The following is a 24104-nucleotide window of genomic DNA, read 5'->3' on the forward strand; positions in this document are numbered from 1 at the left end:
TTTGATCCAGGACAATTTAACCACTTTTATGGTTCATATCCAGTTTTTACGTATTGATATAAATCAACTTTATCTATTTTTGTTAATAATGTTTTTATTAGATGTGATCGGTGAACTACATGTTAAATGTATGTTTAAAAATTATCTCGGATAATTTTCATGAAGGGATAATGCGAAAAAAGAGACGAGAGTTTTTAACCGAAGAGAAAATTTGAGGAATGAAGCTATGCAGAATAGTTAATGTTAGCCAACTCACAGTATTTTGCCAGGAAACCTGAACCCTTTTTGAATAATTACATTTTATTCACTTGAAATACAGATAAAATTAACACCATGCCTTTATTATTCAAAAAAGAGGCAAAAGTCGGCCAGACCGGCTTTTGCCTCTCTACGGACTTATTTTACGCGCGCGATGCTAAAGGTACGCGACTGACAAGGGAGGAACCGCACCGACTCGTGACAAATATCATGCCCCTCTGCGCCTGCAAGCGGTCGTTCATCCATCCCCGTTTCAACGCTCTTCACCTGATGTTGATTGAACGTAATCTGCGCGTCTGAGGCCTCCGTCGCCGACGGGTTATAGAGCCGAACGATCAGTTCAGGCCTGTCTTCTGCTTTCTTCAGCACGCTGAGCGCACAGCCGACGGACGAGAGTGTGAGAAGGCTGTAGTGTTCCGGCACGGTAATGGCCGCGCGATTAAGCTTCATCGCATCCCAGGGAATTTTGTTATAGCACTGAACGGGCGTGAGCCAGCTTCGTGCCTGCTGCGCCACCCCCGCATTCAGCGGCGTTCCGCTAAATGGCCACAGGCTAAAGCGGCAGTGCAGCGAGCCGCGTAGCTGCGAATTTGGTACCGCCATTTTGATTCCCGAAGGCCGACCGGGACGCAGAAGCAGATCCTCTTTTCCCAAAAGCCCTACCCCACGCAGCAGCGTTAACGCAAAAGCGCTGTTCTCTTCCCCGATGATTTCCACCTCGCGCAGCCCTTCACTAAACAGCGCGATACCGTTAACCCCCTGCTGTAAGGCCGCGTAATTAAGGAAATTCCACACCGGTACCGGAGCCTCTTTCCAGCCTTCGTCTTCCCACCCGTGCATGGCTTCATCCTTGACCGGGCGCATCATCGAACCAAACTGAGTGTCGGTCAGCACCGTTTGCGCGCGATACGGCACGGGCAGGCGAACGCGTAAACGTTGATCGTCGGCCTGATTAACGACCTGCACGTCAAAATCGATCCGCTTACTGTTGTCGCTCAGCATAATGGTGGTTTCGATTTCAACATACCCGCTACGCTTGCGGGCGGCGCGCTCGGCCAGATTGAGTGGAACAGCCAGCGTACTGCGTAAAATCGCTTTGCTGCGCCAGCCTTCCTGCACGATCTCTACCTCATGTGGATAGGCAGCAGAGGTTAATATCCAGTCCTCTCTCGGCGGAGAATAGTCATATTCATCGCCGTCATCACCGCTCTCTTCGAACTCCAGCGCCCGGTCATAGACCAGCCCGCTCTCTTTATCCTCCATTTTGAGCGTACCGTCGGCGTTGAGCGAGATACGCCATGCCGCATTTTCCAGCATCGAACTTGCCGCCGCAGAGACGTTTTTCACCTCGCCCTTTTCACCTGCAATCACCCGCAGCGAAACGTACCCCATCGCCGGAAGCACGCGCCGCAGCTGGATGTCATACTCCATAAACGGCTCATAATTCCCGTAATGAACAATCTGCCTGTCAATCAAGCCGGGGTCGATTTCGCGGCTGGCGCGAATAACGTACGGCACCGCCTCACCCTGCTCATCCACCAGCCGGAACTGGCTGGCGCGCAGGCGAATCGTGGTGTCGATAACTTCATCGCGCGGCCACGGCATCAGGTTGAATAACCCCAGCCGATCATTTTCGCAGGGAGGCATGTTGTCGACGATTTTACGCAGATAGAAGCGAATCAGGTTGTCGGCCATATCCTCCGCCAGCCAAAAACGCGCGGCAATCTCCTGATGAACTTTATCGCTACAGCAGCAGCCAATGCTGTCGTGGGCGTGATTTTTAAGGATCTCCTTCCACATTTTCTCCAGCAGACCATGGTGATAGTCAAAGCCCAGCGACCACGCCATCGCGGCGAGCGGTTCAAGGATATTGACGATTTTGTTTTCAATTCGCGCGTGTGCAATTTTAATATCCATGCGCGTCGAGCCAATGGTGCGATGCACGCGCATATATTTGCCGTCGTTAAACTCCCCTTCCAGCATCGCCAGCCGATCGCGCTGTGCCTCAATCTGTTCGAAGACCGTTTCAAAACGACTCATCACAAATTCACGTTGTGGATAGATTTCGCGCAGTTTGTCCATCACCGCAAAGATATTCTGCTGAAGCGGCATCTGATCGTGTCCGTTAGGCAGCAAAATCTCTTTGGTGATTGAGGCGTTTTCCAGCACCGAAAAATAGTTATCCAGGCGCTTACGCAGCCCTGTTTCATCGTCAGGTAAGTACTTACCAATGGCGTAACCCAGCGGCAGCACCTGCGCCACCACTTCGCTGCCATCGGGGCTTTGCCAGAGAAACTCGGTTTTATCGCTGCCGTGGCGCTCAGAGCAGCCACGCCAGAACATTGCCCGCTTGATACCAAAACCGTTGTAGATATGCGGTAGCTGCCCGGACATACCAAACGAATCGGGCAGATAACCAATTTTCATCGGCTCGCCAAACGCCAGGCAGTCGCGCATCCCGTACATCAGGTTGCGCACGATGGATTCGCCCGCGACAATGGTCGTATCGGTTTGCGTATACCAGGGGCCGATAATCAGTTTTCCTGCCTGAACCAGCGCTTTGACGCGCTCGTGGTTTTCCGGTACTACGGCGAAGTAATCTTCCAGGATCGCCGTCTGCCCATCCAGCACGTAATATTTATACTCGTCATCCTGCTCCAGCCGGGCCAGGATTTCCGCCATATTATTAACCAGTAAAATCCGCGACTCTTCGGTGGTGAAGTACCACTCTCTGTCCCAGTGCATATGCGGCGTAATGTGAACGCGAGATACAGCTTTCATCTTCGTTTCCTGAATTAGTCAAAGGTTAATCAATGGCTTGTGTTTTGTAGGTTCCGGCCTGAATCGCCTGACGCCGCCACAGCACCAGAATGCAGGTAGAAATCACCGTTCCCACCAGCGCCGCGCCAAACCAGCCAGCGGCAGCCATCACGCGGCCCAGCCCGCCGTCCTGCAATAAAAAGAGAGAGAAGATGCCTGCACCTGGCGTTTGCAGGCCAATGTTCATCGCACCGACGATCGCGCCCGTCGCCATCGAGCCGATCACAAATGCGCCGATCACCCGCAACGGATCTTCAATCGCCATCGGGATCGCCCCTTCGGTGATCCCCGCGAGGCCCAACAACCAGGTGGATTTGCCGGTTTCGATCTCAAACGATTTGAAAAGTCGCGGCGCAATCATCGTGGATGCGGTAACGGTAAAGGCGGAAACCATTTTGACGGAGGCGAAGATGGCATACGGGCCATACACACCATTTGCCATCGCCCCAAGACAGAAGGCATAAGCGGCTTTATTCACCGGCCCGCCAAGGTCAAATGAACACATGAAACCCAGAATGGCCCCCAGCACCAGCGCATTGCTGCCGGATAACCCATTCAGCCAGGCCGTAAGGCTATTGTTGAGCCATGCCACGGGTTCACCGATAACAAACAGCATCAGGCTGCCTGCAGCCAGCGTGCCAATGACCGGGTAGAGATAGAAGGTCAGGAAACCGTTAAAGCGGCTGCTCAGGCGGATGTGATTTTTTACCCAACGCATCAGATACCCGGCGATCAAACCACCGGCAATCGCTCCTAAAAACCCTGAACCAATCATGTTGGCGGCAAGCCCTGCGGCAAATCCCGGTGCCAGCGCCGGTTTGTCGGCCAGAGAATAGGCGGTGTAAGCGGCCAGAACTGGCACCATCAGAATCCCGAGCATGCCTCCCCCGAGTTTGCGGTAGAGCCATAGCCAGGAGTTCTCTTGATCAAACAGATGTTGTAAGTCAAACATTTGTGCAAGCAATACCGCCACAGCCAGTACGGTCCCGCCTGCCACGATCAACGGCACGGCAAAAGAGATGCCGCTGAGTAACGCCTGTTTCAGTTCCGTTTTAAAACCGACCTGCGTGGGCGTCTGAATAGCATCCGTTCGCTTTTCTTCAACCGGTTCCAGCGCCAGCGCCTGTTGTATCAACGTTTCCGCATGCCTGATGGGCTCGGCAACCGGGACGCTTAACGAGGGAATTCCGCGAAAACGTTCCACGTCTTTAATCGCGACTTCAGCGGCGAAAATCGCCGCCTGCGCCGTGGCCAGTTGTTCTGACGTCAGTCGCCCTTCAATCCCGTTCGCACCCTGCTTTTCTACCACCACGCGCACGCCAAGTTTTTTTCCGGCTTTTTCCAGATATTCCGCCGCCATATAGGTGTGAGCGATACCCGCGGGGCAGGCCGTCACGCAAACTATTAATGGGGCATCATCAATGGCAGACACATCCTTTGCAGGTGTGGTCTGAGAAAGCGCCGACAATAATGCCTGCGGTGTGCTGGCCGCCATTACCGACGCGCGCACTTCGTCATCCACCAGTGCGCTGGTGAGCTGAGTGAGGATTTCAATATGCGTTGAGCCTGCCTCTGATGGCGGAATAGCGAGCAGGAAAATAAGATTAACGCTCTCCGGGCCATCGACGCCTTCCCACTGTAAGGGTTCGGCCAGCGTGGCAACCGCAAAGGCGGCTTCTTTTACCGCCACGCTTTTACCGTGCGGCACCGCCAGCCCCTCTCCCAGCGCGGTTGGGCCAATTGCTTCTCGTTGAAAAACCTCCTGTAAATAGGTGTCGGTGTCAGAAATTTTTCCCAGCGCAGCCAGCCGCTGCGCCAGTTCGCGAATTGCCTCATCACGGCTGGCAAACCGTGCGTTGAGGCAGATCCCGTTCGGGTGGGTCAACGCCATCAGATTCATCACGTTCCTTCCTGTGTCATTAAATCCGCGCACCGCTGCGCAGAAAGCACGCATTCTGCCCAGGAAAACAATACCTTTATGTGATCAATTTCACTTCACCGGAATAATTTGTATTTGATTTGTATTATTTACAATCCGCAGTAACCGCGCATAATTAGCCGAAATCGTCTTATTTTTGTGTTGTCATTGAACGGAATCGTTATGAGCCAGAAACCTCTCTATCGCCAGATTGCCGATGCCATCCGCGAACGTATTGCCCGCGGTGAGTTAAAAGCCGGAGATGCCCTGCCTACAGAAGCCGCGCTTCAGGCAGAATATGAGGTGAGCCGGGTCACCGTGCGCCAGGCGCTAAAACAGCTCACCGAGCAAAAGGTGATTGAGAGTATTCAGGGCAGTGGACGCTATGTGAAAGAAGAGCGGGTAAATTACGATATCTACCAACTCACCAGCTTTTACGAGAAGATTGCCGATCGCCATGTGCAAACACACAGCGAAGTACGCGTGTTTGAGGTGATTACTGCGGATGAGTGCCTGCGCGAAAAACTTCAGTTGCAGGATGGCGAGAAAGTCTGGCACATCAAACGTGTGCGTTTTCTGAAACAAAAGCCGATGGCGCTGGAAGAGACGTGGATGCCGCTATCGCTGTTTCCCGATCTCACCTGGAGCGTGATGGAAGGATCGAAGTACCATTTTATCGAAGAGACGAAAAAGCTGGTGATTGATCGCAGCGAACAGGAAGTGATCCCCATTCTTCCTGACGCGGAAACGATCGCCGCGCTGGAACTCGCGCCAGGCAAACCCATTCTGGAGAAAATCTCACGCGGTTTTCTGAGCGATGGCCGGGTGTTTGAATACAGCCGCAATGCCTTTAAAAGTGACGATTACCGTTTTACGTTGGTTGCCCACCGTCAGCATTAATGCGCCGTACCCACGTACGGCGCCTGTCGCCAATCAATCCATTGCCGAACAATGAATACTCTGGCTGGAACTCAGCCAATCAATCACGCACTGATTTTTGCCTTTCTCCAGATAGTTAAACTTCACGTCAAACTGATTAGTCGCCAAAATGGATTCAACCGTGGGTACCCATTTGCCATATTCACCATCAACGGCATACTGCGTGCCGTTTTTCCATGGCTGGCTGAACCAGTTATCAGTGACGGTGATCGGGCCTTCGGATGGCTGCCCGCGTACCACGATGGAGGAGCGGTTGCTGGTACCGTAGCGCCCAAAGTCAAACCAGTTTTGGGTCACGTCCATAAATGCCCCTGCCCCACCTTCCGATGGGAACAGGTGCATGTCAAACTGGTGATAAGCGCCGCGTCCACCGCCGTTCAGCACCAAATTATGATGCGCGGCGTAGCCCTCGCCTGATTTACCGCTGCCGGCAATCGCGTGGCGATTACTGTTAAAAAGGTTACAGGCGACCTCTGCCGTCGCGTTGCCATTTTGCACCACTACGCCATAACCCAGTTCTGATTTGATGTTGTCATGGATATAGCTGTGATGAACCCGAACATCAGTCGCTGTCTTTACGCTGACCGCAGCCCAGGGCCATCCCCAGAGTTCCATATTATCCACTTCGACATTTTTCCCTCCCACCACGGTCTGGATTCCAATTGTCGTGTTTTGAGTCAACGTCCCCTTGTATGGCCCTTCATAGCGAATGCCCGACATGCGGGTATTGCTGTCCATGACGATAATCGGGAACTTGTTTGTCTCTTCACTCAAATAGGGAATGCTGAGCCGCGCACCTTCGCTACCGTTTACGCCGCGATCGCTAAATACCGTGGTACCGTTTTTAATGAACAGCGCGTTTTGCGACACTGGAAGTTCGATTTCAACGTCGCCGGGGATATAGATGTACGGTGTTCCGGCATCGACCAACGCTTTAAGCGTGGCGTAATCCCGCGCTTCCTGATAATTCACACTCTCTTTATCTATCTGACCCGCGTAGCCCTCACCCCCACCGACGACAGAGCACTGGCCGCTGCCATCCAGCAGGCGAGTGGTGACGACGACATTCAGCGCCAGCGGTGCGGAAACGGTACCTTTCTTATCGATAGCGCGAATAGTAACGGGGTAGCTGTTTTCACCGCCCACCACAAAACCCGGCAACGTCAGGCGGAAAGTGCCCCCTTTTTCAGCGATACTTCCGCCGGCGCTTTTGAACTCGGTGGCGTCAATCTCATAACGCGCTACACCATACAGGCTTTGAACCTCAGGTGTGATGTCGGTAACACTTGCCTCGAATCCCGTGATCGCTGTATCCGCAGTAAGGGTGAACGGCGCCTGAGTGACGCTGATCGCCAGGGTCGTTGGCTCGCTGATATTGCCCTGTGCGTCTTTCGCACTCACCGTGACGGTGTAGTGGTTATTTCCCTTTGCCTGCCATGCAGGCATAAGCAACTGGTAAGCGGGCAGAGTGCCAGTAACTTTACCGCCAGCGGCGAAAAACGCGTCAGCGCTAAACTGAACGTCACTAACCGTTGTCCCCTGTGCCACGACGTTTATCGAGGCTTCTACTGTCTCCTGTTCGCGGCCCGACAGCGTATCGGGCGCCGTCACGGCAATGCTCACAGGTTCTACCTCTACGCTTACGTTTACCGGTGCAGAGGAACGGCCCTGTTTATCCCACGCCACGGCCTGAAGGATATAGCGATTCGCGCCCTCTTTTTTCCATAACGGTAGCGTAAACCGATAACCGCTTGCTCCGTCCTGCACCACACGCCCACCCGCGCTGAAAAAGCCCTCCCCCTGCCACTCAATGCGAGCAACCGCTGACTGAGTGCTAACCCGCGGCGTAACGACCACATCACCGCCAGATTTACCCAGCAGCTTTTCATCCAGCGCAAGCGTAATGCTCGCCGATGCCACTGAGATCTGGCTGGTTACGGGTGCTGAACGGTGATTGTGATCGTCGCTGGCGGTAACCGTAATGGTATAGCGATTTGCGCCTGCGTCTGACCACGCGGGCAGTGTCAGCCAGAGCTTATCCTCTTCTACACTCACGCTGCCTCCATGAGCGATAAGCTCGGGCGCGTCCCACTCCAGATGAGTTACGGTCGTTTTAGAATCAATGGTCAACGGCAGCGCAATACGCTCCCCTTCGTCACCGGCCACTACGGCTGGCATCGACAGGACAATCGTGCGCGGCTCAACAACGATGCGCGCCGAGGCGGTGTTGGACACATTTCCTGCACTGTCGGTGACCGTCACATCCACAGGATAACTATTTTCACCATTGGCCTTATAAGGCGGCAGGACAGCGCTGTAGTTCAGGCTCAGGGCATCGCCCGTCGCGGCACGCGTCTGAATGAACTTCCCTCCGGCAGCGAAAAATTCAGCCGCCTTCCAGTCGACTTTACCTATCGCACCAAGGCTTCGGACATTAAGCCCCATCGCAAGCGTTTGTTCCTCTTCGCCTTTCAGATCCCCCGCCAGGGAGATTTTGACGTCCATCGGCAGCACATCTACCTCAACGCGAAAAGGCGACGAAAGATTGCCTTTTTCGTCGATAGCCCGACCTTCAAGCTGATAGTGGTTACTGCCGTTGGTTTGCCATTCAGGAAACGAAAGCACATAGGCCCCGTTTGTATAAACGACATCGCCGCCGGCAGTAAAAAAGTCCTCGCCCTGCCAGCCAATGCCGGTGACCGCATAGCGTGATGTGATATCCAGATTTAGCGTTAACTGGCTGCTTTCAACGCCGGAAATCTTTTGATGTGGCGCGACGGAAAACAGGCGGTCCTTTTTGTACTCCAGAACAATAAAATTATTTCTGTCCACCAGCTCATAGCGTGAACCTGCCAGTGTGCGATGAAAGCGAACGTTGTCCGGATCCAACTGCGATTTGAGGGGAACACCTGGCTGCCATGAGACATTCAGCGCGACAGAAAACGCATCGCTGCCGCCGCGCGTATTCATCGTTTTTTGCACGGAAATTCCCGCCAGCGGCACCGGGGTATAGTTCACCCCTACGGTGAGTAACTGGGGATTGTTTTGTAGATCGTCCGGGCCAAAAACGCCGACACGATCGCCATAATAGCGCGCCCAGGAAAACGTTCCACCCACCTGAGGCAGTTGCGGAAGCCACGCCTCGGTGCGGATATCCACCCCGTTTGCAACGCGTTCATGTGTGTCGCTAAAATCGCGAGAACGCTTCCAGCCGCTGAGACGATAATAACCATTGGCAGAGATGCGAAAGAAATCGCGGGCATATTCAAGCCCGGTTCCCAGACGCTTATGCTGACGACTGATGTCATCGTCATAAAATATATTCGCGCCAAGCATTTCGGCGTCTGAGGGCCAGAAGCGATAACCCAGGCCAAGGTTAGCCATGGTTCTGTCATCAATTCTTCTTATCCCGGTTTGGGAAAAGAATAAATGGTGACGACTTTCAAGAAGCGGCATTAAAAAATCAAATTCACTGCCGTCGAGTTTCGCACTGCTTATATTCATTTTGACTCTGGCAGTACCCAAAGAAGACAGGTTTTGTTGAATAGCCGAACTCAATAATCCAGAGGCCATACTTTGCCCCATTGCGCTGATACGCTCGGCGGAGGCATCCTGGCCAAGCGCCTGCGCAAGCTTCGCCCCCGCACCAGCTCTTGCCTGCGCGACGGCCTCGGCACGACTTTCTTGATCTTCGTATAATGCATGATAGACGCTATCTCTGACGGAAAGCGTTTCGTTTTTATCTGAGAGAGAAGCCCCTGTAGCCAATCCCGATTGTAAAAAAAGAATAATAGAGAAACGGTATATATGCTTAATACGAAGTGGGTAGCGCGCCACCATACGGAAAATCGCTCCATCAATTAACAGACGCATTTGCGGCTAAACAGAAATAAAGAATAAACATGCGGGAGACATAAACGCGGACAAGCCTTCCGTTCTCAGCACTGAACAGAAAAATAAATGACACCCATTATTTGGCGATTTTAAAAGGTAAATTAGCCTGCCACAATCAGACAATCCATAATCGTCAAAAAAAATATCGTTATGTTTAAGAACGGGACGCACGCGTGGAACTGGTCAGACGTATGCTGAAGTCTGCGAATCATTGCCGCCAAAAAAATCACAGTGACAAATGATTTCAGGCAATCCCATCACCCGGAATTTATAGTAAATTCTTATTTTACAATGAATTACATCTTTCTCATTCTCCCTGGCGCATTGCTGTTTTTATAATCACGCCGCAAAATGTGTGCATTTTATGCGCACCTATTCAGGGAATTCAGGAAAGGATACGCTATGGTTCATGTAAAATATCTGCTGGCGCCCGCGTTACTGTGCTGTACGTTGCACGCCTGGGCCGAAGACACCGTCGATAAAGCCAACAACCCGCTACATCTGGCAACATCATTATCCGTTCAGGATTACTACACGCCTAACCTCTATGACAGCGATCAGCACACCAACGATACGCTACTGCGTGCCACCATGCCTGTTGCCGCAGGCGATCTCATTCCGGTGCCGCAAATTCTGCGCTTAACGGCACCCATCGCCACGCGCCCGCAGGTTTCCGGTGGTTATGACACCGGGCTGGGTGATATCAACCTGTTCGATATTTTTCTGCTCAAGCAAAAAGGCGTGATGCTGGGCGTCGGGCCGCTGATTACCGCCAACACAGCATCGCGCGATGAACTGGGGACCGGGCAGTGGCAGACCGGACTGGCGGCAGTCGCCGTCGATACATCGCCTAAATGGTTAAAAGTGGCGCTGGTGCAATGGCAAAAAAGTTTCGCCGGTGATGATGACCGCAACGCCGTTGAAACCGCCACCTTCCAGCCGTTTGTCATCTATAAAATGTCAAAAGGCTGGTATATGCGTTCCAGCGGTATCTGGACGTATAACGTGAAAAATGATGATTACTATGTTCCGGTAGGACTCGGTGTGGGGCGCGCGATGCCGATTGGCGGGTATATCGTCAATAGTTTTGTCGAACCGCAGTGGACCGTCGCGCACAGAGGGGATTATCAGCCGCAGTTCACGCTTTATGCGGGCTTCAGCGTGATGCTGAAATAAAAAAGGCCATCATAAGATGGCCAACCATGTCGAAATCGAACATATAAGGCTCCCCTGCTTCATATTTCTCGAAGCTTACCGGGGAGCGGAGAGGATTTTTATCCCAGTACGACTTTCAGCGCTTCGCCGATATCGGCCAGGCTGCGAACGGTACGAACGCCAGCCGCTTCCAGTGCAGCAAACTTCTCGTCTGCCGTACCTTTACCGCCCGCGATGATGGCGCCAGCGTGGCCCATACGTTTGCCTTTCGGCGCGGTAACGCCTGCGATATAGCCCACAACCGGTTTGGTGACGTGATCTTTAATGTACGCCGCCGCTTCTTCTTCCGCGCTACCGCCGATCTCACCGATCATAACGATCGCTTCAGTCTGCGGATCTTCCTGGAACATTTTCAGGATATCGATGAAGTTAGAACCCGGGATCGGGTCGCCGCCGATACCCACACAGGTGGACTGGCCAAAGCCGTAATCGGTGGTCTGTTTAACCGCTTCATACGTCAGGGTACCAGAGCGGGAAACGATGCCCACTTTGCCCGGCTTATGAATATGGCCTGGCTGGATGCCGATTTTGCACGCGCCCGGGGTGATAACGCCTGGGCAGTTCGGGCCAATCATGCGCACGCCTGCTTCGTCCAGCTTCACTTTCACGGTCAGCATATCCAGCGTCGGGATACCTTCGGTGATGGTGATGATAAGCTTAATGCCTGCGTCGATCGCTTCCAGAATGGAATCTTTGCAGAACGGTGCCGGTACGTAGATAACCGATGCGGTAGCGCCGGTTGCTTCTACGGCTTCACGCACGGTGTTAAACACTGGCAGGCCCAGGTGAGTCGTGCCGCCTTTGCCTGGCGTTACGCCGCCAACCATCTGCGTACCGTAAGCGATCGCCTGTTCGGAGTGGAAAGTCCCCTGGCTACCGGTGAAGCCCTGACAGATAACCTTGGTGTTTTTATCAATTAAAATGGACATTATTTCCCCTCCACTGCTGCAACAACTTGCTCTGCTGCATCCGTCAGACCTTTCGCTGCAATAATATTCAGGCCACTATCGGCCAGTTTCTTCGCGCCGAGTTCGGCGTTGTTACCTTCCAGACGAACGACAACCGGTACGTTTACGCCAACTTCTTCTACCGCGCCGATAATACCGTCAGCGATCAGGTCGCAACGAACGATACCGCCGAAGATGTTAACCAGAACGGCTTTCACCTTGTCATCGGAAAGGATGATTTTGAACGCTTCGGTTACGCGCTCTTTGGTTGCGCCGCCGCCAACGTCAAGGAAGTTAGCCGGTTCGCCGCCGTGCAGTTTAACGATGTCCATGGTGCCCATTGCCAGGCCAGCGCCGTTAACCATGCAACCGATGTTACCGTCCAGCGCAACGTAGTTCAGTTCCCACTGTGCAGCCTGTGCTTCACGCGGATCTTCCTGAGACTGGTCACGCATTTCGCGCAGGTCAGCCTGGCGGAACAGTGCGTTACCGTCAGCGCCCAGTTTGCCGTCGAGGCAGATCAGGTCGCCCTGTTTGGTGATGACCAGCGGGTTGATTTCGATCAGCGCCAGGTCGCGCTCAAGGAAGATGGTCGCCAGACCCATAAAGATTTTGGTGAATTGCTGAACCTGCTTACCTTCCAGACCCAGTTTGAACGCCAGCTCGCGACCCTGATACGGCATCGGGCCCGCCAGCGGATCCAGTGCGACTTTGTGGATCAGGTGCGGGGTTTCTTCCGCTACTTTCTCGATTTCCACGCCGCCTTCGGTAGAGGCCATGAAGACCACGCGACGAGAGGAACGATCTACAACCGCGCCCAGATAGAGTTCTTTATCAATATCCGTCGCTGCTTCAACCAGAATCTGGTTAACCGGCTGACCGTGGGCATCCGTTTGGTAGGTCACCAGACGTTTACCCAGCCAGTGCTCAGCAAAAGCGCGAATTTCTTCTTTGCTCTTCACGACTTTCACACCGCCCGCTTTACCGCGGCCACCAGCGTGAACCTGACATTTTACTACCCACGGACCTGCACCGATTTTTGAAGCGGCTTCTTCTGCTTCACGCGGAGTAGTACAGGCATAACCCACCGGAGCCGGTAAGCCATAGCGGGCAAAAAGTTGTTTTGCCTGATATTCATGTAAGTTCATGTGTTCTATCCATCCTTCAGGTAATCATTGTTTTAAGCCGTAGGCCTGATAAGACGCGCAAGCGTCGCCATCAGGCATCGCATCAACGCCGGATGGCGGCGTAAACGCCTTATCCGGCCTACGGGCAGGTGAATCTTATGCTTACTACACGTCCAGCAGCAGACGAGTCGGATCTTCCAGCAGCTCTTTAATCGCCACCAGGAAACCAACCGACTCACGGCCATCGATCAGACGGTGATCGTAAGAGAGAGCCAGGTACATCATCGGCAGAATTTCTACCTTGCCATCCACGGCCATCGGGCGATCTTTAATGGCGTGCATGCCCAGGATAGCGCTCTGCGGCGGGTTGATGATAGGGGTAGACATCAGAGAACCGAAAACACCACCATTTGTAATGGTAAAGTTGCCGCCGGTAAGATCTTCTACTGTCAATTTGCCATCACGCCCTTTCAGCGCCAGCTCTTTAATGCGTTTTTCGATGTCAGCCATGCCCAGAGAATCAACATCACGCAGAACCGGGGTTACCAGGCCGCGCGGCGTAGACACTGCCATGCTCACGTCGAAGTAGTTGTGATAAACCACATCTTCGCCATCAATAGACGCGTTCACTTCCGGGTAGCGTTTCAGCGCTTCAACAACCGCTTTCACGTAGAAGGACATGAAGCCCAGACGGATGCCGTGACGCTTCTCAAACGCTTCACCGTACTGCTTACGCAGATCCATAATCGGCTTCATGTTGACTTCGTTGAACGTGGTCAGCATGGCGGTGGAGTTTTTTGCTTCCAGCAGACGCTCTGCCACACGCTTACGCAGGCGAGTCATCGGGACGCGTTTTTCGCTACGGCCAGCCAGCGGTGCAACCGGCGCAGCTGCAGCTGCCGGGGCATCTGCTTTAGCCGGCGCTTTCGCCAGATGTTTTTCTACGTCTTCACGGGTAATGCGGCCACCGACACCTGTGCCTTTAATAGCGCTGGCTTCGAGGTTGTGTTCACCCAGCAGACGGCGAATCGCCGGGCTGAGCGCATCGTTGTTTTGCTCTTCCAGAGACGCCTGCTGACGCTGCGCCGGAGTAGAGTCTTTCGCTTCTGACTTGGCGCTGGTTTCTTTCCCACCGCTGTTGCCTTCACGCAGGCGACCCAGGATCTGACGGGACGTTACGGTCGTGCCTTCGTCTTCCAGAACTGCATCCAGAATGCCGTCTGCCGACGCCGGTACTTCCAGTACCACTTTGTCAGTTTCGATTTCTACCAGCACTTCATCACGAACAACCGCGTCGCCCGGTTTTTTATGCCAGGTTGCGACGGTGGCATCTGCTACGGATTCAGGCAGGTCAGGGACCAGAATATCTACGCTACTCATTGTGTATCCTTTAATTAATCGACGTTCAGCGCGTCATTGACCAGATCTTGTTGCTGTTTCTGGTGAACGGACATGTAACCTACCGCAGGTGAAGCGGAGGCCGGGCGACCTGCGTAACGCAGAGACGCTCCAAAGGGAATGACTTCACGGAAATGGTGCTGGCTACAGTACCAGGCGCCCTGGTTGAGCGGCTCTTCCTGACACCAGACAAAATCATGTACGTGAGCGAAAGGCTTAAGCGCTTCCTGCATCGCCTGATGCGGGAACGGATAGAGCTGTTCAATACGCACGATGGCGACATCTTTCTGCTCGTTCTTACGACGCTGCTCAAGCAGATCGAAATAAACTTTACCCGAACAGAGCACGACGCGTTTCACCGCTTTCGGATCCAGCTCGTCGATTTCGCCAATCGCCGGCATAAAGGTGCCGTTTGCCAGTTCATCCAGGCTGGAGACCGCCAGCGGGTGGCGCAGCAGGGATTTCGGTGACATCACCACCAGCGGACGACGCATCCCGCGCAGCGCCTGACGACGCAGCATGTGATACACCTGTGCCGGGGTGGTCGGTACGCAAACCTGCATGTTCTGTTCAGCACAAAGTTGCAGATAACGTTCCAGACGCGCGGAGGAGTGCTCCGGGCCCTGCCCTTCATAACCGTGCGGCAGCAGCATCACCAGGCCACACATACGGCCCCATTTCTGCTCGCCAGAGGAGATGAACTGGTCGATAACCACCTGCGCGCCGTTAGCGAAGTCGCCGAACTGCGCTTCCCAGATGGTCAGCGTGCGCGGCTCTGCGGTGGCATAACCGTATTCAAACGCCAGCACCGCTTCTTCAGACAGTACGGAGTCCCACACTTTGAACTCGCCCTGGCCGTTATGCACGTGCTGCAGCGGGGTATAAGTAGAGCCGTTCGCCTGGTTATGAATAACCGCGTGGCGGTGGAAGAAGGTGCCGCGACCGGAGTCTTCACCAGACAGACGCACAGAAACGCCTTCATCAACCAGCGTGGCGTATGCCAGGTTTTCTGCACCGCCCCAGTCGAACAGTTTTTCACCGGCAGCCATGGACTGGCGATCGCCGTAAATTTTGGCTACGCGAGACTGCATTTCGACCGCATCCGGCACCGTACTGATACGGTTAGCCAGTTCCTGCAGGCGCTTCATCTCAACCTTATTCGGGTAGCTTTCATCCCACTCGTGGTTGAGGTACGGCGACCAGGTAAAGGAGTGCAGGTTCATCTGACGCCACTCTTTCACCACGCACTCGCCCGCGTCCAGCGCGTCGCGGTACAGGTTGACCATTTCGGTGGCGTCTTCCAGCGTAGCGACGCCCTGCTGCTCAAGTTTGTCAGCATAGATCTTACGCGGAGTCGGGTGTTTCTTGATTTTCTGATACATCAGCGGCTGGGTTGCGCTCGGCTCGTCGGCTTCGTTATGGCCATGACGGCGGTAGCACACCAGGTCGATGAAGACATCACGTTTAAAGGTGTTACGGAAGTCCAGCGCCAGACGGGTGACAAACGCGACCGCTTCCGGGTCATCCGCATTCACGTGGAAAATCGGCGCCATCACCATCTTACCGATATCGGTACAGTACGGCGTGGAACGCGCATCCAGCGGGTTGGAAGTAGTAAAGCCGACCTGGTTGTTAATCACGATGCGAACGGTACCGCCCACTTCATAACCACGTGCTTTCGACATGTTCAGGGTTTCCTGAACCACGCCCTGCCCTGCAACCGCCGCATCACCGTGAATGGTGATTGGCAGAACCATGTTGCTGCTCGGGTTGTCCAGACGATCCAGACGTGCACGCACGGAGCCGATAACCACCGGGCTGACAATTTCCAGGTGCGACGGGTTGAACGCCAGCGCCAGGTGCACCAGGCCGCCGTCGGTTTCAAAGTCAGACGAGAAGCCCATGTGGTACTTCACGTCACCGGTGCCGAGGTGCTCTTTATGTTTGCCGGAGAACTCGTCAAACAGGTCCTGAGATTTTTTACCCAGCACGTTAATCAGTACGTTCAGACGACCGCGGTGCGCCATACCCAGCACCACTTCACGCGTACCGTTGTTACCCGCGTGACGAATCATCTCTTTTAACATCGGAACCAACGCATCGCCGCCTTCCAGCGAGAAGCGTTTCGCGCCCGGGAATTTCGCGCCCAGGTAGCGTTCCAGACCTTCCGCCGCGGTGAGTTCGCTCAGGAAGCGTTTTTTCTCTTCCGCCGTAAAGGTGGCATGCCCTGCCTCGAAGCGCTGCTGAATCCAGCGTTTTTCTTCGGTGCTGGTGATGTGCATATATTCCGCGCCGATGGAGCCGCAGTAGGTTTGCTTGAGGGCTTCAAGCAGATCGCCCAGCTTCATCGTCTCTTTGCCGATAGCAAATGAGCCTACGTTAAAGCTTTCCTGGAAATCGGCCTCGGTCAGATCGTGGAAAGACGGATCTAAGTCTGCCACTTTATCTTGCTGCCACAGTCCTAACGGGTCGAGATTGGCCTGTTGGTGACCACGGAAGCGATAAGCGTTAATGAGCTGCAGGACTTTAACCTGCTTCGCATTGGTGTCAGGGTCGGAAATCGAAGAAGAGTAACGTGAGGCATCCTTCGCCAGACGACGGAAATATTCACGCGTGGTGGAATGGAGTTGATCCGGTTTGACTCCGGTACCAGGTAACTGCTGGAACGTCGAACGCCAGTTAGCGTCTACCGAGTCAGGATCGGTTAAGAAGTCTTCATAGAGCTGTTCTATCCAGCTCTGGTTCGAGCCAGAGAGGTAAGAAGAGTCCAACCAGGCTTTCAAAGCGCTGTTCTGCATCGTGATCCCTTAAGCATTTTTATGCTTACTTCGCCGTGGATACTACCACGTACATTGGCTGTACGTGCCGGGGTTCACCTGCGAGCTCTTGTCTAAGTAGTGGCTCGCGAAGGAACCTTTAAAAACTGTCAAACATAATCAGGGGCAGTTTTTAGAGGTTTCCTGCATATCTTTGTTACGCCTGATGGCGCTTCGCTTATCAGGCCTACGGGTACTCACTTGTAGGCCGGATAAGGCGTTTACGCCGCCATCCGGCGCTTTTTGCCGGATAAGGGCGTTATTACTTACGCACTGCGCTGCAACAACATTGACTTAATATGACCAATCGCGCGCGTCGGGTTCAGCCCCTTTGGACATACACTGACGCAGTTCATGATGCTATGGCAGCGGAATACGCTGAAAGCGTCACTCAGGCCATCAAGTCGGCTGTCGGTTTCGGTATCACGGCTGTCAATCAGGAAGCGGTACGCTGCCAACAGACCTGCCGGGCCGATAAACTTATCCGGGTTCCACCAGAACGATGGGCAGGACGTCGAGCAACATGCACACAGGATACACTCGTACAACCCATCGAGTTTTTCACGCTGCTCTGGCCCCTGGAGGTGCTCGCGAGCAGGAGGATTTTGCCCATTATTCAACAAGTAAGGCTTAATCTTCTCATATTGTGCATAGAATTGCCCCATGTCTACCACCAAATCACGAATGACCGGTAAACCAGGCAGCGGACGGATAACAATCTTCTGTTTGCCATTGCCCAGCGCCGAAATTGGCGTGATGCAGGCCAGACCGTTTTTGCCGTTCATATTCAGGCCATCGGAACCACAAACCCCTTCACGGCAGGAGCGGCGGAACGACAGACTTGGATCTTTCTCTTTCAGCTGGATAAGCGCATCCAGCAGCATCATGTCGCGCCCTTCTTCGCCTTCCAGGGTGTAATCCTGCATGCGCGGAGCGTCATCGACATCCGGGTTATAACGATAAATTGAAAATTCGAGTTTCATTGACCTGTCTCCGCATTAATAAGTACGAATCTTCGGCGGGAACGCCGGACGCAGTTTTGGTTCCATATTGACGCTACGACGCGTCATGGACTCAGACTCTGGCAGATACAGGGAATGGCACAGCCAGTTTGCGTCGTCACGATCCGGATAGTCGAAGCGGCTATGCGCGCCACGGCTCTCGGTACGGAAGTTCGCGGAAACAGCAGTCGCGTAAGCGGTTTCCATCAGGTTATCCAGCTCCAGGCACTCAACACGCTGGGTGTTGAATTCGCTGGAAGTGTCGTCCAGACGGGCATTTTTCAGACGCTCACGAATCACTTTCAGTTGCTCAAGACCTTTCGCCATCGCATCACCTTCACGGAATACCGAGAAGTTATGCTGCATGCATTCCTGAAGCGCTTTACGGATTTCAACCGGATCTTCACCGTCACGGTTGCCATTCCAGCGATTCAGACGTTCCAGGGAAGCGTCAATCTCTTCTTCAGTGGCATCGCGCAGTGCGCCCTGCTCTGCGATAGATTCCTGCAGATGCAGGCCAGCCGCACGTCCAAATACTACCAGGTCCAGCAGCGAGTTGCCGCCCAGACGGTTAGCGCCGTGTACGGATACGCAGGCAATTTCACCCACCGCGAACAGCCCAGGGATCACCACATCTTCACCCTGCTCGTTCACGGTCAGCGCCTGGCCGGTCACTTTGGTCGGAATACCGCCCATCATGTAGTGACAGGTTGGGATTACCGGAATCGGCTCTTTAACCGGGTCGACGTGGGCGAAGGTGCGAGAAAGCTCAAGAATGCCCGGCAGACGGGATTCCAGCACTTCTTTACCCAGGTGGTCGAGTTTCAGTTTCGCGTGCGGGCCCCACGGACCGTCACAGCCGCGACCTTCACGGATTTCGATCATGATGGAACGCGCCACCACGTCACGACCCGCCAGGTCTTTCGCATTCGGGGCGTAACGCTCCATGAAGCGCTCGCCGTGTTTGTTCAGCAGGTAACCACCTTCACCACGGCAGCCTTCTGTCACCAGCACGCCCGCACCGGCGATACCGGTTGGGTGGAACTGCCACATTTCCATATCCTGCACCGGCACACCGGCACGCAGGGCCATACCGACGCCGTCACCGGTGTTGATATGCGCGTTAGTGGTGGACTGATAGATGCGGCCTGCACCGCCGGTCGCCAGCACGGTGGCGTTGGCTTTGAAGTAAACCACTTCACCGGTTTCGATGCACAGGGCGGTACAACCGACCACCGCGCCGTCAGCGTTTTTCACCAGATCCAGCGCGTACCACTCAGAGAAAATAGTGGTGTGGTTTTTCAGGTTCTGCTGATAAAGCGTATGCAGCAGTGCGTGACCGGTACGGTCAGCCGCCGCCGCAGTACGTGCCGCCTGCTCGCCGCCGAAGTTTTTCGACTGGCCGCCAAACGGACGTTGATAGATACGGCCATCGTCCAGACGGGAGAACGGCAGGCCCATGTGTTCCAGCTCCAGAATCGCTTCCGGGCCGGTTTTACACATATATTCGATCGCATCCTGGTCACCAATGTAGTCCGATCCTTTTACGGTGTCGTACATGTGCCATTCCCAGTTATCTTCATGGGTGTTACCCAGCGCAACGGTGATACCACCCTGTGCGGATACGGTGTGCGAACGGGTTGGGAAAACTTTAGAGAGCAGCGCACAGGTCTGGCCGCTCTGGGAAATTTGCAGTGCCGCACGCATACCCGCGCCACCGGCACCAATTACAACAGCATCAAATTCTCTTACTGGCAGTTTCATCACACACCCCACACCACAACAAATCCATAAATGACGTAAACCACCAGCGCAACAACGATTGCCAGTTGCAGCACCATGCGCAGTGCCAGCGGTTTAACGTAGTCGGTCAGCACCTGCCACATGCCAATCCAGGCATGAATCAGGATAGAAAACAGGGCCAACAAGGTGAACACTTTGGTGAACGCAGAGGAGAAGAAACCACTCCAGACTTCCCAGGTGAGGTCGCCGCTCGTCGCGAAAAAACCAACCATGTAGATGATGTACAGAGTCAGGACGATGGCGGTGGCACGTACCAGGATGAAGTCATGTACGCCGTTGCGTCCTAATGCTGAGGCGTTGCTTACCATACGAGGACTCCTGCAAGAATTGAAAGCACGACAGTAATAACAAAAGAAATTTTGGCGGAGCGCTTACCTGCTTCGAGGGTTTCTTCCAGATAGCCAAAATCCATCAGCAGATGACGAATCCCTACGATGGCGTGATAAGCCAGCGCCGTCAGGATGCCCCACATAATGAATTTAACGAAGAAGCTGCCCATGATGGAGGACGCATAAAGGAAGCCTTCCGGAGAGGAAAGACTGGTGCCCAGCAGCCAAAGCAGAATACCGACAGCCACAAACGTTATGACTCCGGAGACGCGATGGAGAATGGACGCTATCGCCGTGATTGGGAACCGGATCGTTTGCAGATCCAGGTTGACAGGTCTTTGTTTTTTCACATTTCTTATCATGAATAACGCCCACATGCTGTTCTTATTGTTTCCTTTCCTCCGGTCTGCTTGCGGGTCAGACAGCGTCCTTATCTATAACTTCGCGTCATATAAAACTCTGCTTCCAGATGCTAAAACGACGCGTTACAACGCTGGGTGGCTCGGGATTGCAGGGTGTTCCGGAGACCTGGCGGCAGTATAGGCTGTTCACAAAATCATTACAATTAACCTACATATAGTTTGTCGGGTTTTATGCTGAACAGTGATCAACGTCACGATTACAACAATATTTTAAAAATTAATCACGTGATTTGACAAATATTAAACATTATTGTTACAACCATCACCTGAAAAAGCATATAATGCGCAAAAGTTATGGGGTCACTCTTTCACCTGATAATAAGTTATGTAACAGTGTGGTGCTATTGACCAAAGTTATCAGGAAAGTTATTAGTGATAGACAGGTTTGAATACTCGGACTGCTAATACCCTGATTTGCTGTTGTTTCACTGTAGATTAGACGCATACCGTCAAGCGCCATTTGCTCTGTACCCTGGTATCACCTCTGCAGCAGAGCCTTGAGCCAAATAACAAACTGGTAACGTCGAAATATCAAATGAATGCAAACCAGGTAGCCGGCAGTCTTAAGCAATAAGGCGCTAAGGAGACCGTAAATGGCTGATACAAAGGCAAAAATCACCCTCGGTGGTGACACTGCTATCGAACTGGATGTGCTAAAAGGCACGCTCGGTGAGGATGTTATTGATATCCGTAGTCTTGGTTCAAAGGGCATTTTTACTTTTGACCCTGGTTTCACCTCTACCGCATCCTGCGAATCCAAAATCACATTTATTGATGGTGATGAAGGCATCCTGCTGCACCGCGGTTTTCCGATTGACCAGTTAGCCACTGAATCTAACTACCTCGAAGTTTGCTACATCCTGCTGCACGGTGAGAAACCGACGCAGGCAGAGTATGACGAATTCAAAATCACCGTGACTCGCCACACCATGATCCACGAGCAGATCACCCGTCTGTTCCACGCGTTCCGTCGCGACTCTCACCCGATGGCGGTGATGTGTGGGATCACCGGCGCGTTAGCGGCGTTCTACCACGACTCGCTGGATGTGAATAACCCGCGTCATCGCGATATCGCCGCGTTCCGTCTGCTGTCGAAAATGCCGACCATGGCCGCGATGTGTTACAAATATTCCATCGGCCAGCCGTTTGTTTATCCGCGCAACGACCTCTCCTACGCGGGCAACTTCCTGAACATGATGTTCTCCACGCCGTGCGAACCGTACGAAGTGAACCCGATTCTGGAACGCGCAATGGACCGTATTCTGATCCTGCACGCTGACCACGAACAGAACGCCTCTACCTCTACCGTGCGTACCGCAGGCTCCTCCGGCGCGAACCCGTTCGCCTGCATCGCGGCCGGTATTGCTTCCCTGTGGGGGCCGGCACACGGCGGCGCCAACGAAGCGGCGCTGAAAATGCTGGAAGAGATCAGCTCCGTTGAACACATTCCGGAATTCGTGCGTCGTGCGAAAGATAAGAATGATTCTTTCCGCCTGATGGGCTTCGGTCACCGTGTTTACAAAAACTATGACCCGCGCGCCACCGTGATGCGTGAAACCTGCCATGAAGTGCTGAAAGAGCTGGGTACCAAAGATGACCTGCTGGAAGTGGCGATGGAGCTGGAACACATCGCGCTGAACGACCCGTACTTCATCGAGAAGAAACTCTACCCGAACGTAGACTTCTACTCCGGCATCATTCTGAAAGCGATGGGCATTCCGTCCTCCATGTTTACCGTTATCTTCGCGATGGCGCGTACCGTGGGCTGGATTGCGCACTGGAATGAAATGCACAGCGAAGGCATGAAAATCGCCCGTCCTCGTCAGCTGTACACCGGCTACGAAAAACGCGATTTTAAGTCTGACCTTAAGCATTAATCGGTCTGGATGTGAAAAAAGCGCCTGCGGGCGCTTTTATTTACGGACAAAGTGCATGTTGCCCTTGCCGACATCAATGCCTTCCATGGCCTACAAAACATTGTAAATACAATATATTGCAGGAACCATGTAGGCCGGATAAGCGCAGCGCCATCCGGCAAGAAACCGCACCAGGTTAACTCTTCAGCAACACCACTCTACCAATAACTCTGCCAGCAGGCCGTCGCTCGGGTCAGTGCCTCCATCAGGAAGTAATCGCCCCATGAGCAACACTCATCCACGCCAATATCCCCTTTAAAGTAATAGACCGAGTGTTTTAGCAAACCTTCACCGGGCTGATGTGCCTGGTTGAGATAGCCGTCGAGCATTCGCGATATCATCCTCAGCGCCAACGTTTCATAGCTTTCCCGGTCCGGATGGGTTACCGGAAGATGCTTCACTAACTCCAGCAATGCGCATGCAAGGATCGCGCTGGCGGAACTGTCTTTTTCGCTGCGAGGGTCGGTCAATGCCAGATCCCAGTAGCAGATCAGATCTTCCGGCAAGCGGTTTATAAAATAGTTCGCCAACGTCTGGCTGAGTTCAAGCAGCCGCTCGTCGCCCGTGTAGAGATAGTTGAGCAAAAAGCCATACACGCCCCAGGCCTGCCCACGTGACCAGCATGAATCGTCAGAAAATCCCTGATGCGTATTGCCAAAACGGGGTTCTCCGCTGTGCACGTCCATGTAAAAGGTATGGAACGTGGAGCCATCTTCCCGCACGATATAACGCCGCGCCTGATCAATATGCGTTTTCGCAGCGTCGGCATAACGCGCATCGCCTGTCGCCGCACTGGCCTGGTACAGCAGCGGTAAATTCATGTTGCAATCGATGATCATCCTCCCCTGCTGTTCCGGGTTATCCAGTTCACCCCACGCCTGAATGATGCCGCTTTTATCGTGATAGCGTTCCATCAGCACTTCTGCTGCCTGTTGGGCAATATACATTGCCTCACGATTGCCGGTTAATTTATGGGCGGCGATACACGAAAGGCTGTAAAGAAAGCCGAGATCGTGATGATTAGTATGTTCGCGAGTCGCAATACGTTTGCCAAAATCACTAACATGTTGCTCCGCCAGGGTGCGATAAACCGCCTTTCCCGTCCACTCCCAGGCCAGCCACAGCTGCCCCGTCCAGAAGCTGGTTGTCCACTCCTGGTTATCGATAATCGGATAAATGCCCTGGTTACAGGCAGCATCCGGAAAACGCGTACCGAAATACTCACGATTACGATCGATGGCAGATAATATTACCGGTAAGGCGTCGCGTATTTTCTGCGCAATAGCCACGCGTTCACCATC

The 24104-nt window shown here is 53.5% G+C and carries 16 protein-coding genes; 4 read left to right on the forward strand and 12 right to left on the reverse strand.

The annotated features are described in order from the left end of the window. Positions 1–396: 396 nt before the first annotated feature. Positions 397–3039 carry a mannosylglycerate hydrolase gene (gene mngB / locus G163CM_RS10605; RefSeq protein ID WP_231828140.1) on the reverse strand — a complete coding sequence of 881 codons (2643 nt, stop codon included), beginning with the start codon at positions 3037–3039 and terminating at the stop codon, positions 397–399. Positions 3040–3064: 25 nt separating this feature from the next. Continuing rightward, on the reverse strand, positions 3065–4978 hold the full coding sequence (gene mngA, locus G163CM_RS10610; RefSeq protein WP_231828362.1) for a PTS 2-O-a-mannosyl-D-glycerate transporter subunit IIABC: 1914 nt from the start codon (positions 4976–4978) through the stop codon (positions 3065–3067). A gap of 201 nt (positions 4979–5179) precedes the next feature. On the opposite strand from mngA, the gene G163CM_RS10615 reads away from it, so the two are divergent. Next, positions 5180–5896, forward strand: coding sequence for a GntR family transcriptional regulator (locus G163CM_RS10615; protein ID WP_231828142.1), 717 nt, complete (start codon positions 5180–5182; stop codon positions 5894–5896). 33 nt (positions 5897–5929) lie between these two features. Here the strand turns inward: G163CM_RS10615 and G163CM_RS10620 are convergent, their stop codons facing one another. Next, positions 5930–9808 carry an inverse autotransporter beta domain-containing protein gene (locus tag G163CM_RS10620; protein ID WP_338050290.1) on the reverse strand — a complete coding sequence of 1293 codons (3879 nt, stop codon included), beginning with the start codon at positions 9806–9808 and terminating at the stop codon, positions 5930–5932. 423 nt (positions 9809–10231) lie between these two features. Between G163CM_RS10620 and G163CM_RS10625 the strand changes: the two genes are divergently transcribed. Next, positions 10232–11005 carry a hypothetical protein gene (locus G163CM_RS10625; protein ID WP_231828143.1) on the forward strand — a complete coding sequence of 258 codons (774 nt, stop codon included), beginning with the start codon at positions 10232–10234 and terminating at the stop codon, positions 11003–11005. Positions 11006–11103: 98 nt separating this feature from the next. Here G163CM_RS10625 and sucD read toward each other — a convergent pair whose 3' ends face one another. The 8 genes from sucD to sdhC all read right to left on the reverse strand — a co-directional run bounded on the left by sucD (position 11104) and on the right by sdhC (position 20842). Further along, on the reverse strand, positions 11104–11973 hold the full coding sequence (gene sucD / locus G163CM_RS10630; RefSeq protein WP_015965312.1) for a succinate--CoA ligase subunit alpha: 870 nt from the start codon (positions 11971–11973) through the stop codon (positions 11104–11106). Further along, a complete protein-coding gene (gene sucC / locus G163CM_RS10635) occupies positions 11973–13139 on the reverse strand; it encodes an ADP-forming succinate--CoA ligase subunit beta (protein WP_015965313.1) in 1167 nt (388 codons plus the stop codon). Before sucC ends, sucD begins: the two co-directional genes overlap by 1 nt. A 144-nt stretch (positions 13140–13283) precedes the next feature. Continuing rightward, complete coding sequence (gene odhB, locus G163CM_RS10640; protein WP_231828146.1) at positions 13284–14498, reverse strand: 2-oxoglutarate dehydrogenase complex dihydrolipoyllysine-residue succinyltransferase; 1215 nt, start codon at positions 14496–14498, stop codon at positions 13284–13286. A 14-nt stretch (positions 14499–14512) separates the two neighbouring features. After that, positions 14513–17314 (reverse strand): 2-oxoglutarate dehydrogenase E1 component, encoded by a 2802-nt coding sequence (gene sucA, locus G163CM_RS10645; RefSeq protein WP_231828148.1) that lies wholly within the window; start codon positions 17312–17314, stop codon positions 14513–14515. A 284-nt stretch (positions 17315–17598) separates the two neighbouring features. Beyond that, positions 17599–18315, reverse strand: a complete 717-nt coding sequence (sdhB, locus tag G163CM_RS10650) for a succinate dehydrogenase iron-sulfur subunit SdhB (protein ID WP_108473879.1) — start codon at positions 18313–18315, stop codon at positions 17599–17601. A gap of 15 nt (positions 18316–18330) precedes the next feature. Beyond that, positions 18331–20097 (reverse strand): succinate dehydrogenase flavoprotein subunit, encoded by a 1767-nt coding sequence (gene sdhA / locus G163CM_RS10655; RefSeq protein ID WP_231828149.1) that lies wholly within the window; start codon positions 20095–20097, stop codon positions 18331–18333. Further along, positions 20097–20444 (reverse strand): succinate dehydrogenase membrane anchor subunit, encoded by a 348-nt coding sequence (gene sdhD / locus G163CM_RS10660; protein ID WP_015965318.1) that lies wholly within the window; start codon positions 20442–20444, stop codon positions 20097–20099. The genes sdhA and sdhD overlap by 1 nt, the downstream gene beginning before the upstream one ends. Then, positions 20438–20842: a succinate dehydrogenase cytochrome b556 subunit gene (sdhC, locus tag G163CM_RS10665; RefSeq protein WP_015965319.1), complete on the reverse strand. Its 405-nt coding sequence runs from the start codon at positions 20840–20842 to the stop codon at positions 20438–20440. Before sdhC ends, sdhD begins: the two co-directional genes overlap by 7 nt. A 326-nt stretch (positions 20843–21168) precedes the next feature. Here sdhC and G163CM_RS23545 point away from each other — a divergent pair, with 326 nt between their 5' ends. Beyond that, positions 21169–21276: a hypothetical protein gene (locus G163CM_RS23545; RefSeq protein WP_420851427.1), complete on the forward strand. Its 108-nt coding sequence runs from the start codon at positions 21169–21171 to the stop codon at positions 21274–21276. A 204-nt stretch (positions 21277–21480) separates the two neighbouring features. After that, positions 21481–22764, forward strand: a complete 1284-nt coding sequence (locus tag G163CM_RS10670) for a citrate synthase (RefSeq protein WP_015965320.1) — start codon at positions 21481–21483, stop codon at positions 22762–22764. Positions 22765–22961: 197 nt separating this feature from the next. On the opposite strand, the gene G163CM_RS10675 is transcribed toward G163CM_RS10670, so the two are convergent. After that, on the reverse strand, positions 22962–24092 hold the full coding sequence (locus tag G163CM_RS10675) for a glycoside hydrolase family 88 protein (protein ID WP_231828364.1): 1131 nt from the start codon (positions 24090–24092) through the stop codon (positions 22962–22964). Between the last annotated feature and the right edge of the window lie 12 nt (positions 24093–24104).

Source organism: Pseudocitrobacter corydidari, assembly GCF_021172065.1.
GTDB classification, from domain to species: Bacteria; Pseudomonadota; Gammaproteobacteria; order Enterobacterales; family Enterobacteriaceae; genus Pseudocitrobacter; species Pseudocitrobacter corydidari.